Genomic DNA, 13,159 nt, shown 5'->3' with positions numbered 1-13,159 from the left:
TGCGTGCCGATACGCTGATGACCTGATCAACAGGTGTGCGGAGCGCGGAAGTCGGGAAGGCCGCAGATGCAGATGCGGCAGCGATGGGGGCGGCAGTGACGGACGGATTCGACTTCAGTCCCGGGGCCCAGGTGCCCGTGGCGGGCGCGAGCGGCCAGACGGCGGCGACCTACGCGCTGGCCGCGGCGGCGTACCGGGACGACGAGGTCACCAAGATCCTCAACGCCGACAACGAGTGGCATCAGTCGAAGGTGACCCCGCCACGCCCGTGGGCGAAGATCTTCCGCCCCCGGTTCGGTGAGGCCTTCTCCCGCGCGATCATCGACCGCATGCTGGGCGCCGGGCGCAAGCCGGTCATCCAGTCCTTCGGCATCGAGCCGCAGGTCGTCGTGGAGCACTGCCTGGCGGCCCACCGCATCCGCCGCGACCGCGACAACATGCTCTCGGCGATCACGGTGATCTGCGGGGTGCTGTTCCTGCCCGGCTTCCTGGTGTGGCTGCTGGTGTTCACGCTGCGCACGACCATGGCCAAGCGGGAGGACAAGCGCGCCGGTGCCCTGGCCACGACACTGCTGGTCGCCGTGGGGGCGCTGGCGGTGCTGTTCCTGCTGCGCATGCCGTTCACCGGCTTCTGGGCGTGGTACGGGCGCCTGGCGATCGTCATGCCGGTGGTCGGCTGGTTCTGGGCGAAGCTGATCTGCGAGCGCACGGCCCGCGACCTGCGCGAGCGCTGGTCGAGCCTGCTGTCCGGCGGTGGTGTCGGCGCCAAGATCCCCGAGGCGGTGCCGGGCACGCCGGGTGACGCGGCCGAGCAGGTCCGCAAGGAGCTGGCCCGCCTCGCCGCCGAGCAGCGCTCCAACTCGGCGTTCTACGCCGGTCCCAAGGGCATCCTGGGCATGGGCACGCGCTGGGGCAGCTGGCAGCTGGCCGAGGAGTTGGTCTCCGCCGATCCGGGCAAGGACTTCCACCCCTTCCGCAGCTGGGACGTCATCGTGGCGATCCAGGGCGGCCTGGGCATGCTGGAGCGCACGTCGATCAACACCGGCGGCTTCCCCAAGCCGACCATCACGCACTGGGTCGTCACGCCGATCGGGGAGAAGGCGACGGAGGTGTCCCGGCCGAGCGGCACGGACGTCGAGGCGTACACGGTGCGGACGCACGCCATACAGGAGATCTGCAACAAGCAGCAGTTCGGCAGCGGCGACCGGCACTACCTGGGCGTGCAGTGGACCCTGTGGGACGGCCACCTGGTGATCACGATGCTGATCACGGTGACCGTGCTGCACGACACGCTGCGCATCGAGGTCACCGGGCACGCCCTGGGCCCGGTCAACTCGCTGTTCAACGAGAAGCCGGCGGCCAAGGAGAAGACGGTGCAGAAGTCGCTCCGCTTCTGGGAGACCCGCACGGTGAAGCTCCCGCTGATCGACGCCGACGAGGTGGTACGGCTGGCCGCGCGGGCCCCGCTGACCTGGTACCCGCCGCTGCTGAACTGGCTCGGCGGAAGTCTGACACTGCCGGAGCCGTTCGGTCTGCGGCACGCGTGGGCGGACCAGCCGTGGCGGCACCGGTTCATGGCGGACGACGCGCTGCGGGCGGCGACGCCGGTGCTGCGGGTGGTGCACGCGGCCGCGCTGAAGGTGCTGCGGGAGAACGGCGTGAACGTGGAGAAGTTCGGGGCGCGGTCGGCGGCGCTCAGCGGGGCGGTGCAGGAGGCTTCACCGAAGAAGGCCGACGTCTACGACGCGTAGGTGACCGGCCCCGGGCCGGTGGGGGCTGGTGTTCCCGGGGCTTCGCCCCCGGACCCCCGTCGGCCTGGACGGCCTCGCCCTCGAGCGCCGGACGGGCTGACGGAAACCGCCCGGCTCAGGTGCTCGGCCAGGCCTCCGCCAGCATCTTCCGCGTGTCGGCCAGCAGCTGCGGCAGCACTCGCGTGTGCCCGACCACCGGCATGAAGTTCGTGTCGCCGCCCCACCGCGGCACGATGTGCTGGTGCAGGTGCGCCGCGATGCCCGCGCCCGCCACCGAGCCCTGGTTCATGCCGATGTTGAACCCGTGGGCGCCGGAGGCCGTGCGCAGGGCCGTCATGGCCTGCTTGGTGAGTTCGCCGAGCTCGGCGGTCTCCGCGGCCGTCAGGTCGGTGTAGTCGGCGACGTGCCGGTAGGGCACGGTCATCAGGTGCCCGCCGTTGTACGGATAGAGGTTGAGCACCGCGTAGACCTGCTCGCCGCGGCGGACGACGAGTCCGTCCTCGTCGGACTTGGCCGGGATGGAGCAGAAGGGGCAGCCGTCGCCGGCGCCCGGGCCGGTCGGCTTGTTCTCCCCCTGGATGTAGGCCATCCGGTGGGGGGTCCACAGACGCTGGAACGCGTCCTGCGTCCCGACTCCCAGCTGCTGCTCCGGCTCACTCGTCATGCAGTGCAGCATATGGCGTCGAGCTGGGGGGACGGCAAAGGCCCCCGGGATCGCCCCGGGGGCCCGTGCGCCGTGCGATCAGACCTGCGCGCGCTCCTCGACGACCTTCTGGATCTTCGCGATGGCCTCGTCGAAGGGGATGCCGTTCTCCTGCGAGCCGTCGCGGTAGCGGAAGGAGACCGAGCCGTTCGACATGTCCTCGTCGCCCGCGATGACCATGAAGGGCACCTTCTGCTTCTGGGCGTTGCGGATCTTCTTCTGCATCCGGTCGGAGGAGGAGTCGACCTCCACGCGCAGGCCCTTCTTCCTGGCCGCGGCGGCGAACTTCTCCAGGTACTCGACGTGCGCGTCGCCGATCGGGATGCCGAGCGCCTGGACCGGGGCCAGCCAGGCCGGGAAGGCGCCCGCGTAGTGCTCCAGCAGCACCGCGAAGAAGCGCTCGATCGAGCCGAACAGCGCGCGGTGGATCATGACCGGGCGCTGCTTGGAGCCGTCGGCGGAGGTGTACTCCAGGTCGAAGCGCTCCGGCAGGTTGAAGTCGAGCTGGATGGTCGACATCTGCCAGGTGCGGCCGATGGCGTCCTTGGCCTGGACGGAGATCTTCGGGCCGTAGAAGGCGGCGCCGCCCGGGTCCGGGACGAGGGGCAGGCCCTGCTTCTCGGCGACCTGGCGCAGCGTCTCGGTGGCCTCCTCCCAGGCCTCGTCGGAGCCGACGAACTTCTCCGGGTCCTTGGTGGAAAGCTCCAGGTAGAAGTCGGTCAGGCCGTAGTCGCGCAGCAGCTCCAGCACGAAGGTGAGCAGCTTGTCGAGCTCCTCGGACATCTGCTCGCGGGTGCAGTAGATGTGCGCGTCGTCCTGGGTGAAGCCGCGGGCGCGGGTCAGGCCGTGCACGACGCCCGACTTCTCGTACCGGTACACGGTGCCGAACTCGAACAGGCGCAGCGGCAGTTCGCGGTAGGACCGGCCGCGCGCGTCGAAGATCAGGTTGTGCATCGGGCAGTTCATGGGCTTGAGGTAGTAGTCCACGCCCTCGTCGAGCTGCATGGGCGGGTACATGCCGTCGGCGTACCAGTCCAGGTGGCCCGAGGTCTCGAAGAGCTTCCCCTTCGTCGCGTGCGGGGTGTAGACGAACTCGTAGCCCGCCTCCTCGTGCCGCTTGCGCGAGTAGTCCTCCATGACCCGGCGGATGATGCCGCCCTTGGGGTGGAAGACGGCGAGGCCGGAGCCGATCTGCTCCGGGATGGAGAACAGGTCCAGCTCGCTGCCGAGCTTGCGGTGGTCGCGCTTCTCGGCCTCGGCGAGGAACTCCAGGTGCGCCTTCAGCTCGTCCTTGGTGGGCCAGGCGGTGCCGTAGATGCGCTGGAGCATGGGGTTCTTCTCGCTGCCGCGCCAGTAGGCGGCCGCGTTGCGCATCAGCTTGAACGCCGGGATGTTGCGGGTGGTGGGCAGGTGGGGACCGCGGCAGAGGTCCTTCCAGCACAGCTCGCCGGTCTTGGCGTCCAGGTTGTCGTAGATCGTCAGCTCGCCGGCGCCGACCTCGACGTCCGCGCCGTCGTCGGACGAGGCGGAGCCCTTGAGGCCGATCAGCTCCAGCTTGTACGGCTCGCCGGCCAGCTCCTCGCGGGCGGCCTCGTCGGTGACGACGCGGCGGGAGAAGCGCTGCCCGCGCTTCTGGATCTCCTGCATCTTCTTCTCGATGGCCTTGAGATCCTCGGGCGTGAACGGCTTCTCGACGTCGAAGTCGTAGTAGAAGCCGTCCTTGACGGGCGGGCCGATGCCGAGCTTGGCCTCGGGGAAGAGCTCCTGCACGGCCTGCGCCATGACGTGCGCGGTGGAGTGGCGCAGGATGTTCAGACCGTCCTCGGAGGAGATCTCGACGCCCTCGACCTCGTCGCCGTCCGACAGCGCGTACGACAGGTCCTTGAGCTCGCCGGCCACGCGCGCGGCGATGACCGAGCGCTCGCCGGCGAAGAGCTCGGCGGCCGTAGTGCCCGTCGTCACCACGCGTTCTTCCCGCTCGGAATCGCGTTGGATGATCACACGGACGTCTGACACCGGTCTCTCCTGACTGAAGGGGGCTGCGGCGCCATACCGGAGCGCACGCACGAGTAAGGATCGTACCGACCCGGGACCGCCCGGGGCGAAATCAGTCCCCGCAGTCCCCTCCGCAGGCCTCCTCGAAGAAGTCGAGGTTCTCCTGGAGCTCCTTCAGCAGCCGGTCCCGCTCGGCGTCGTCGACCTGCACGGGCACGATGCCGTGGGCGCCGGTGAGACGGCGGAACCCGCCCCGGCTCTCCAGCCGTCCGTGCACCCGCACCGGCAGCCCGACCAGGTGGGCGTGCCCGGCGATCCGGTACGCCTCCTCGTCGAGCGTGATCCGGACGTGCGGCACGTCGGCCCCGGCGAGGACGCGCAGCCGTACGGTGCCCTCGCCCCGCGGCCCGGACCGGCGCATGCGGGTGACGGCCCCGGTGATGCGCACCGGTACGGAGGGCTCCTCGCGCAGGTAGCGGGCGCCGGCGTCGCGCAGCGCGGGCAGGTCGCCGGGGGAGAACTCGACGGGCTCGGCGCCGGGTGCGCAGCCCCCGGGCACCCCGGCCGCCGGGGCCCACGCGACGGCGATCCGGGCGCCCTCGGTGCCCCGGACGAGAGCGACGAGGGACTCGGTGAGCTCGTGGCTCACCCCGGCCTCGACCGCCGCGTCGAAGGCGTCCATGCCGCCGGTGGCGCGCTGGTAGTCGATGGCCTCGCGGGCGGCGAAGAGGGCCTGGTGGAGGCGTACGGCGAGGGGCCGGCCGCCGGTGACGGGCACGAAGGCGGTGAGCCGGCCCCCGCTGGCGGAGCCGACGAGGACGCCCTCCAGGGCCGCGGCGGCGGCGCGGCGGTGGCGGGCGCCGTGGTAGCCGGCCCGCGCGCGGGTGGCGAGGGCGGCGGCGAGCAGGGTCCGGCGGGCGGCGGTGCGCAGCCGCTCCTCGGCGGTCCAGGGCGCCGCGCCGGCGGGCCCGGCGGGGACGTCCTGCCACCAGCGGATCTCGTCGCTGGGCACCGCGAGGGAGACGAGGACCTCGCGGGCGGAGGGCGCGCCGCTACGGGAGAGGGCGAGCAGGGCCTCGGCGAGCAGGTCGTCGCTGTCGGGGAAGGCGCGGCTCTCGGGCACCAGCAGGCTCGTGCCGCCACCCGGCCCGGGCGGGGTCCAGCGGCCGTACCGCCCCGGGGCGCCGCCGCGGCGCTGCCAGCCGTGCCGCCGCAGCAGGGCGCCGAGCACGGCCGGGTCGACCGCGGCGGGATCGGGCGGCGAGCCGCTCCAGGCGGTGTCCACGGGGTGGGGCCGCACGGGCCTCGCGGGCTCCTCGGTCGGGCGGTGCGTCACGGTCTGCCTCCCGTCCCGACCCGGGTCATGATCTCGCACAGCGCCCGGTCGTCGAAGATGCGTGAAGTCGGTATGCGCACGGTGGTGCGGCGGCGGCCGGTGACGGGGTGGCCGGCGAGGTTCGTCCAGTAGCAGCAGTGCCTCAGGTCGAGCCGGTCGTGGCCGGCGCGCAGCCAGTCGTCCTGGGAACGCGGCACCAGCATCACCACCAGGATCTTGTGCACGGACACGGGGGTGCGGGCGAGCTTGGCCAGGTGGTCGTTGTCGAGCGTGAAGGAGAAGGCGCGGCCCGGCGGGTGGGGCGGCACCTGGTAGGTGGCCTTGAGCTGCACCTTGATGGTGACCTCGTCGTCGACCGTGTGCCCGGGGGCGCTGTGGCTGACGTGCCAGTCGATGCCGTTGTCGGGAAAGGGCTGCGACAGCGAGCACCCGGCGGCCGCCGCGACGGCGTGCAGATAGCCGACCTGCAGTGTCTCCATGCAGGCGGTGGTGGCGAGAGAGCCGCGGGAGGCAGCCGTGCTCCCGGGCAGCAGCCCGCCCCGTTCGGGCTGCGCTATGGCCATGGCCCAACAGCCTTCCAGAACAAGTGATTCCCCGCTGCGGGCCGCTGAACTGCAACGACCCGTACTCCTGTTGTCTCCTTCCGGCGTACGGCGCAAACAGCCCGGGTATCACCGGATCGGGCAGCGGACGGGACGTCAACTGCCGAAGGTGATCGAGGGGTTGTGGGCGTATGACGACGTGCTGGTACGAGGGGCCGCTGGCCGCCTTCGACACGGAGACGACGGGCGTGGACGTCGAGACCGACCGGATCGTGTCGGCCGCCGTCGTCGTCCAGGACGCGCCGGGCATGCGGCCCCGGGTCAGCCGCTGGCTGGTGAACCCGGGGGTGCCGGTGCCCGCGGAGGCGACGGCGGTGCACGGGCTGACGGAGGATCACCTGCAGCGCAACGGCCGGTGGCCGGCGCCGGTGATGTACGAGATAGCGGAGGCGCTGGCGGAGCAGGCCCACGTCGGCCGCCCGGTGGTGGTGATGAACGCGCCGTTCGATCTGACCATGCTGGACCGGGAGTTGCGCCGGCATCGCGCCTCGGCGCTGGGCCGCTGGTTCGAGGCGGCGCCGCTGCTGGTGCTGGACCCGAGGGTCCTGGACAAGCACCTGGACCGCTACCGCAAGGGCCGCCGCACCCTGACCGACCTGTGCGCGCACTACGGCATCGCCCTGGAGGGCGCGCACGACGCGGCGGCGGACGCGGTGGCCGCGCTGGAGGTGACCCGGGCGGTGGGCCGCCGGTTCGCGTCCCGGCTGGAGCGGCTCGCACCGGGTGAGCTGCACACGCTCCAGGCGGTGTGGCACGCGGCGCAGGCCCGGGGGCTGCAGGCGTGGTTCGCGCGCAGCGGCGTGGACGAGGTGGTCGACCCGGCCTGGCCGCTGCGTCCGGACCTGCCGGCGGCGGCCTGAGCCCGGCGCGGGAGCGCGGCGAGCCGAGCGGTACCGGGCGGGCATGAAAAAACCGGTCCGTCTGTGACGGACCGGCTGTTTCCGGTGGGCGATACTGGGTTCGAACCAGTGACCTCTTCGGTGTGAACGAAGCGCTCTCCCACTGAGCTAATCGCCCGGGAACGCACTGAACAATACAGGTCCCGGCACGCTTCCTTCAAACCGTTCGCAGGTGCCGGAGCAGTCCGCGCCGCCCGGAGCGCATCATCAGGGCGTGGTTGGCGCGGAAGACGGGCCGTCCCGGTACGGCGAACCGCCTCAGCAGCGGCTTGGTGACGCTCACGACCTGGTCGTACCGGGCGAGGCTGCCCGTGCCGCGAGGCGTGACCGTCCAGCGCGCCCAGCCCTCGATGTCCCCGGACACGGCGATCTCCAGCACTCCGGTCCCGGGATCGCGCCGCACCTCGCGCGCCGTGAAGGTCATGTCGTACGGCAGGACGGAACGGATCCGGATCACGCCGGTGGTGTCGTCGAGCCGGGTCACCTCGCGGACCTGGCGCCACCAGCGCGGGTAGTCCTCGGGGCGTTCCAGCGCCTCGTACACGGTGGCGGGCGGTGCGGGCAGGGGCCACAGGCTGCGGAATCGGTAGTGGTTCCAGTCCATGTCCGCAGTGTGCCCACTCGGGGCGGGGACCGGCTGAGTACGCGCCTGAGTATCCGCACTCATGTCCGGCGCGGTGACGCGGACCACACTGCGTGCCATGACGCACCTTCCGCCCCCGGCCGAGGAACTACGGCTCCTCGACGCCGAACTGAGGCAACTGGACGCCCGCCGGGCCCAGTTGCTGACTCGCCGCGCCTGGCTCGTCGCGGCCCTGCAGCAGACAGGGCGGCCGTCGCGGCCCTGGGCGCACCCGCGGCCCGCCGCACCGCCCCGCCCGGAGGCCGCCGCGCCCAGCGTGCAGAACGTGCTGCTGGTGCTCGGCGGTGTGCTGCTCACGCTCGCGGCCGCGGTGTTCACGCTGGTCAGCTGGGGCCACATGGGCATCACGGGGCGGGCGCTGGTGCTCGGCGCGGTGACGCTGGCCGCGCTCGGGGCGCCCCTGGTGCTGCTGCGGCGCGGACTGCGGTCGACGGCCGAGTCCGTGGCGGGGCTCGGCCTGGCCCTGACCGTCCTGGACGCGTACGCGCTGCACGCGGCGGCCCTCGCCGGGACCGACGGGACCGGGTACGCGGCGGCCGCGACCGCGGCGCTGGCCGGGCTCTGGGCGGCGTACGGTCTGCTCCCGGCCACGGCCGCGCTGCGGCTGCCCCTGCCCTCCGCCGTGGCGGCGGCGCAGTTCCCGCTGCTGTTGGGGGCGCTGGCCGCCGGCGCGGAGCCGTCCGTGATCGCGGCCGCGCTGCTGGTGACGGCCGGGCTGGACACGGTGGTGGTCCTGCGCGTCGCGTCCGTGTCGGTGCGGATCGCGGCGGTCGCCGGCGCGTACGCCGCGGGCGGCTGGGGCGTCCTCGTCGCCGGCTGGCTGTCCTGGACGGCGGGCGGTCCGGGCGCTGCCGCCCGGGCGGGTGCGCTGCTCCTGCTCGCGGCCGGCATCGCCCTGGCCGCGGCCTGGCGCGGCCAGGGCGCCGCCCACTCCCTCGGCCTCTCGATCGCAGCGGGGCTGCTCGCCGTCGCCGCGCTCGGCGCGGTGCCGCGCACGATGATGCCGTCGGAGTGGGTCGTGCCGGTCCATCTGGCTCTCGGAATCGCCCTGTTGACCGTGCTGCGGGCCGTTCGCCTGCCGGAGGCGGTGCGGCACGGCGGCGTCTGGGCCTCCGCCGCCGTCCAGGCGCTGGCCCTGCTGTGGACGCTGCCCGTCCTCGCCCTGGTGGTGCTGGGGCCGGCCGGGTGGCTCGGCCGGGTGTGGAGCGGGGCGCCGTCGGACGCCCGTGCGGCGGTCACCGTGGACGCGCCCTGGCCGCCGGACGCGGGGACGGCTCCCCTGGTGCTGGGGGCGGTCGCGGCGGTGCTCGCGCTGGTGGTCCGCGCGGAGCGGTGGCGTCCACCCGCCCGTGTCGGCGCGCTCGGCCTGCTGTGGGCGGCGGCGCTGGTGCTTCCGGCGATCCTCGCGGTTCCGTACGGGGCCGGGGTGGCCGTGCTGGTCGTCCTGACGGCGGCCGCCCTGTACACGGGCCGGACCGCGGCGCCCGAGGCGCGGCTCACCGCCCTGCTCCTCGCGCTGGTCACGGCCGTCGATCTGACGCTGGTCTCCCTGGCCTCCCAGAACGCGACGCTGGTCGTGCTGTCCGTGCTGACGGCGCTGCTCGGCGTGTTCGCGTGGCGGACGGGACTCACGTGCTGGACGGCTCCGGCCGCCCTGGTGTACGCCGCCGCGCTGGCCTCGGCCACGGGTGCCGCGGCGGACTGGCCGCCAGCCCGTACGGCGCTGCTGGTGCTGGCCGTGCCCGCGGCCGCCGCCCTGCTCGCGGCACGTCTGGCCGAGCCCGCGTCGGTGGTGGCGGTGGAGATCACGGCGGCCGCCACCGGTCTGCTCGCCGTGGGCCTCGCCGTGACCGACCCGCCGCTGCTCGCCCTGGTGCTGGCCCTGTGCGGCGTGATCGCGGCGGGCACCGCGCTGCGTCCCGGCCGCCGCCCCGTCGGCTACGCGGCCGCCGCCCTGTTCGTGCTGGCCACCTGGGTGCGCCTGGCCGCCTGGGACGTCTCCACGCCCGAGGCGTACACGCTCCCGGTGACCGTCCCGGCCCTGCTCGTCGGCGCCCTGCGCCGGCGCCGCGACCCGCGGACCTCCTCCTGGACGGCGTACGGCGCCGGACTGACCGCGACCCTGCTGCCGAGCCTGGCGGCGGCCTGGGGCGACCCGCACTGGACGCGTCCGCTGCTGCTGGGCACGGCGGCGCTGCTGGTCACCCTGCTGGGCGCCCGGCACCACCTCAAGGCACCCCTGGTGCTGGGCGGTTCGGTGCTCGCCCTGGTGACCCTGCACGAACTCGCCCCCTACGTCGTGCAGGTCACCGGCGCACTCCCCCGCTGGGCACCACCCGCCCTCGCCGGGCTCCTGCTGCTCGCACTCGGGGCGACGTACGAGCAGCGGATCCGGGACGTCCGGCGGGTACGGGACGTGCTGGGCAGGATGAACTAGCCGCGGGCTACGGCATCCTGTCCCCGAGCAGGGCCAGGTTCTCGATCGCGGCGAGGCCGTACAGCGAGGTGTCGTTGGTGGAGACCCACGGCGCCTCGCTGCCCGGCACCAGGGTCAGCGGGCCGTCGAGCCTCTCGGTCCTCCACGGCGCGGACTCCTTGTAGCCGTCGGAGTCGTAGAACTTGTCCCAGGCACGCCGGGCGAGCTTTTCGTCGCCGGTCTGGACGGCGGCGTAGGCGTCGAGGCGCGAGTGGCCCTGGAAGAGGATCAGGGAGCCGAAGTTGCTGCCGTAGCGGGCCGCCTGTTCGGCTTTGGTGGCGTTGAAGTAGCGGCAGTAGTCGAGGTACGCCTCCTTGAACTCGGGCATGTCGACGAGGTCGATGAGCTCGGCGCACAGCTCGTTGAGGCCGAAGACGGCCGACAGGTGCGAGACCTCGACCCTGGGCTGGGCGGCGACGGCGAACCTGCCGGTGTCCAGGTCGTACAGACCGCTGCCCTGCACGAACCCGTTGGGCTGGGCGGCGATGGTCTCCATCGTGGACAGCACGCGTGCCCTGGCCTTCTCCCACTTGGGGCCCTTGCGCTCCCACTCGGTCAGCCACGCCGAGACCAGGCCGCTCCAGTCGGTGCCGAAGCCGATCGACAGGGCGTGCCGGTCGGGCGTGTACGGCTCGGTGCGGATCTTGCGGATCGGGTCGAGGACGAGGAACGTCTCGTCGGAGTCGACGTTGGCGTGCATGAGGTCGCCGACGCGCTCGTCGGCGGTGAGGAAGTAGTAGTAGCGCCGGTACGTGGTGTTGGCGATGCGCTGCTGCTTGGCGCTGTCGGCCCAGTGCTGCACCCCGTGCCGGGTGCCCAGGCCGGCCCAGGTGCCGAGGTGGTAGACGTCGACCTCGCCGGTGTGCCGGGTCATGGCCTCGGCGAAACGGAAGAGGTCGGCACGGCCGCTTCTGAGATACGCGTACCAGAGCCACAGGTCCGGCGACAGCTCCGAGTTGTCCCAGGCGTAGCCGCCGACGTCGTAGCGCCACTGGTGCCGGACGGTGTCGTAGGTGTGCATGATGTCGCCGTAGTCCCAGAAGCCGTACCACCGGCGCATCTCCACCTGGTCCCGGTAGTAGGTGAGGAGGAAGTCGAGGTGGTCCTCGATCTTCGCCTTGGCCGGGGTGGAGCGGTCGGGTTCGGCGAACAGGCCCTTGCCGAAGACGCCCGCCTCGATGAGCTGTTTCGGCGGGGCGGCGAGCTGCGGCAGGACCCGGACGGCCTCGACCTGCCCGGCGAGCGTCTCGGCGCTCGGGGTGGAGGCGTTGGCCCAGAACAGCAGCTCGGAGGTGCGGGCGATGCCGTAGGGCGTGCCGAACCCGGGCTCGTAGTCCTCGTAGGTGATGTTCAGGCCTTCGAGCTGCTCGGGGAAGGTGTCCTGGCCCATGCCGTCGTGGTAGAAGCGCAGGTCCATGGGCTGCGCCTCGGGGGACCAGAGCCAGAGGGTGACCTCGGCGGCGTCGGTGTGGGCGTCGCGGATGTCGAGCTGGGCGGGGAACTTCTCCCAGAAGTCGCGCAGGCCGAAGGAGAGTCCGCCGCTCACGCCGCCGACGTAGCCGAAGCCGGAGGCGCGCCGGCCGCCGCCCGCGCCGATCCAGCCGTAGCCCTTCTTGGTGCGTTTGCGCAGGGTGAAGCCGTCGGCGGAGAGCTGGGAGAGGGTGTAGTCGCCCCACTCGGGGATGTACTGCAGGCGGGTGGTGACGCGCTGGTCCCAGGTGGCCGGGTCGGGCAGCTTCTTCCCCTCGTACTGGGCCGCCTGCACGGCCGCGCCCGGGTCGCGGCGCAGTCCGGTGACGCCCTTGACGGCCTCGCGCAGCAGGCCGGTGCCGTCGCCGCCGATGCGGATGTGGCGGTCGTAGGACTCGTCGCGCATCGGCACGGTGAAGCGGACGCCGAGGCCGCGCACGAAGTCGCCGGAGGCCTTGCCCGGCTGCTGGGTGCCGTCGTAGGTGATGGTGTGCACCATGCGGAAGGAGTCGGCGCCCGCGTAGAAGTAGAGCCGGACGGAGAACGGCAGCCAGCTGCGGTCGCCCTTGCGGTGCTTGCCGTCGATGCGGACGACGGCCCGGACGGGGCCCTCCTGTTCGACCCGGACGGTGGAGAGGACGCCGTCGAAGCGCTCGGTGCGGACCGTGCCCTGGTCCTCGTCCTCGAACTCCGGCTGGCGGATCAGCACCAGCCGGCCGTTGCGGGCGATCTCGGTCGCGCCACGGTTCACCGACTTGACGAGCGTGGAGCCGGACTTGGCGATCCGCACGGTGATGACACCGGTCGAGACGTCGATGGTGCCGCCGCTCCGGTCGACGGTGACCTTCTTCTCGGGGGCGGCGGGCGTGCCGGCCCGGAGGGTGAGTTTGCCGTGGCCCGAACCGACCGCGTGCGCGGTCCACTTGAGGGAGCCGTCGGGCCAGTAGGCGATCGGCCACGACTGTACGGGGACGGCCGTGCCGTCCGCGTCCGTGAGCGCGAAGTCCTGGCCATCCTGGTGGGCGCCCTTCGGCCAGGGCACGCCGACGGTGGAGCCGGGGGCGGCGCCGAGACCGCCGTCCTCCAGCCAGTCCAGGACCACCGGGCCGGCGTCGCCGGGCGCGGCCTGGGGCGCGGCCTGGGCGTCCTGCGCCCCCAGTGCCCAGCTGAACTGGGCGGCGGCTCCGGCGACGGCGGCGGCCTTCAGGAGGGATCTGCGGGGGATGGGAGACATGGGGTGTGCTGCCTTTCCTCGTCCGTGCGGGAGGGGATCCGTACGTTGAT

At 72.7% G+C, this 13,159-nt stretch carries 9 protein-coding genes and 1 tRNA gene; 3 read left to right on the top strand and 7 right to left on the bottom strand.

Annotation, left to right across the window (positions count from 1 at the left end; genetic code table 11):
- Positions 1-83 precede the first annotated feature (83 nt).
- Complete coding sequence (locus ACIGAQ_RS34135) at positions 84-1,751, top strand: hypothetical protein (RefSeq protein WP_311684322.1); 1,668 nt, start codon at positions 84-86, stop codon at positions 1,749-1,751.
- A gap of 115 nt (positions 1,752-1,866) precedes the next feature.
- On the opposite strand, the gene ACIGAQ_RS34130 is transcribed toward ACIGAQ_RS34135, so the two are convergent.
- From ACIGAQ_RS34130 to ACIGAQ_RS34115, 4 genes are all read right to left on the bottom strand, one after another.
- A complete protein-coding gene (locus ACIGAQ_RS34130) occupies positions 1,867-2,427 on the bottom strand; it encodes an HIT domain-containing protein (protein WP_309095359.1) in 561 nt (186 codons plus the stop codon).
- Positions 2,428-2,493: 66 nt separating this feature from the next.
- On the bottom strand, positions 2,494-4,470 hold the full coding sequence (thrS, locus tag ACIGAQ_RS34125; RefSeq protein ID WP_399789876.1) for a threonine--tRNA ligase: 1,977 nt from the start codon (positions 4,468-4,470) through the stop codon (positions 2,494-2,496).
- Positions 4,471-4,561: 91 nt separating this feature from the next.
- Complete coding sequence (locus tag ACIGAQ_RS34120) at positions 4,562-5,785, bottom strand: hypothetical protein (protein WP_399789873.1); 1,224 nt, start codon at positions 5,783-5,785, stop codon at positions 4,562-4,564.
- Positions 5,782-6,348 (bottom strand): DUF4365 domain-containing protein, encoded by a 567-nt coding sequence (locus ACIGAQ_RS34115; protein ID WP_311684316.1) that lies wholly within the window; start codon positions 6,346-6,348, stop codon positions 5,782-5,784. Before ACIGAQ_RS34115 ends, ACIGAQ_RS34120 begins: the two co-directional genes overlap by 4 nt.
- A 170-nt stretch (positions 6,349-6,518) precedes the next feature.
- Here ACIGAQ_RS34115 and ACIGAQ_RS34110 point away from each other — a divergent pair, with 170 nt between their 5' ends.
- Entirely contained in the window at positions 6,519-7,247 is a 729-nt protein-coding gene (locus ACIGAQ_RS34110) for a 3'-5' exonuclease (protein ID WP_362279074.1), read from the top strand.
- Positions 7,248-7,332: 85 nt separating this feature from the next.
- Here ACIGAQ_RS34110 and ACIGAQ_RS34105 read toward each other — a convergent pair.
- Positions 7,333-7,404, bottom strand: a tRNA-Val gene (locus tag ACIGAQ_RS34105).
- 39 nt (positions 7,405-7,443) lie between these two features.
- Positions 7,444-7,890: an SRPBCC family protein gene (locus tag ACIGAQ_RS34100; RefSeq protein ID WP_399789869.1), complete on the bottom strand. Its 447-nt coding sequence runs from the start codon at positions 7,888-7,890 to the stop codon at positions 7,444-7,446.
- Between the two features lie 97 nt (positions 7,891-7,987).
- Here ACIGAQ_RS34100 and ACIGAQ_RS34095 point away from each other — a divergent pair, with 97 nt between their 5' ends.
- Complete coding sequence (locus tag ACIGAQ_RS34095) at positions 7,988-10,366, top strand: SCO7613 C-terminal domain-containing membrane protein (RefSeq protein ID WP_399789866.1); 2,379 nt, start codon at positions 7,988-7,990, stop codon at positions 10,364-10,366.
- A gap of 7 nt (positions 10,367-10,373) precedes the next feature.
- On the opposite strand, the gene ACIGAQ_RS34090 is transcribed toward ACIGAQ_RS34095, so the two are convergent.
- Entirely contained in the window at positions 10,374-13,109 is a 2,736-nt protein-coding gene (locus tag ACIGAQ_RS34090) for a Tat pathway signal sequence domain protein (RefSeq protein WP_399789864.1), read from the bottom strand.
- Positions 13,110-13,159: the final 50 nt, after the last annotated feature.

Origin of the sequence: Streptomyces sp. NPDC085932 (genome assembly GCF_044540525.1) — a bacterium.
Classification (GTDB): Bacteria; Actinomycetota; Actinomycetes; order Streptomycetales; family Streptomycetaceae; genus Streptomyces; species Streptomyces levis.
This window is presented reverse-complemented; position numbering and strand designations above follow the sequence as displayed.

What these genes read in the sequence shown, in the direction of transcription:
- ACIGAQ_RS34135 (WP_311684322.1), top strand. Translation starts at nt 84, where the DNA reads ATGGGGGCGGCAGTGACGGACGGATTCGACTTCAGTCCCGGGGCCCAG.
- ACIGAQ_RS34130 (WP_309095359.1), bottom strand. Translation starts at nt 2,427, where the DNA reads ATGCTGCACTGCATGACGAGTGAGCCGGAGCAGCAGCTGGGAGTCGGG.
- ACIGAQ_RS34115 (WP_311684316.1), bottom strand. Translation starts at nt 6,348, where the DNA reads ATGGCCATAGCGCAGCCCGAACGGGGCGGGCTGCTGCCCGGGAGCACG.
- ACIGAQ_RS34110 (WP_362279074.1), top strand. Translation starts at nt 6,519, where the DNA reads ATGACGACGTGCTGGTACGAGGGGCCGCTGGCCGCCTTCGACACGGAG.
- ACIGAQ_RS34100 (WP_399789869.1), bottom strand. Translation starts at nt 7,890, where the DNA reads ATGGACTGGAACCACTACCGATTCCGCAGCCTGTGGCCCCTGCCCGCA.
- ACIGAQ_RS34095 (WP_399789866.1), top strand. Translation starts at nt 7,988, where the DNA reads ATGACGCACCTTCCGCCCCCGGCCGAGGAACTACGGCTCCTCGACGCC.
- ACIGAQ_RS34090 (WP_399789864.1), bottom strand. Translation starts at nt 13,109, where the DNA reads ATGTCTCCCATCCCCCGCAGATCCCTCCTGAAGGCCGCCGCCGTCGCC.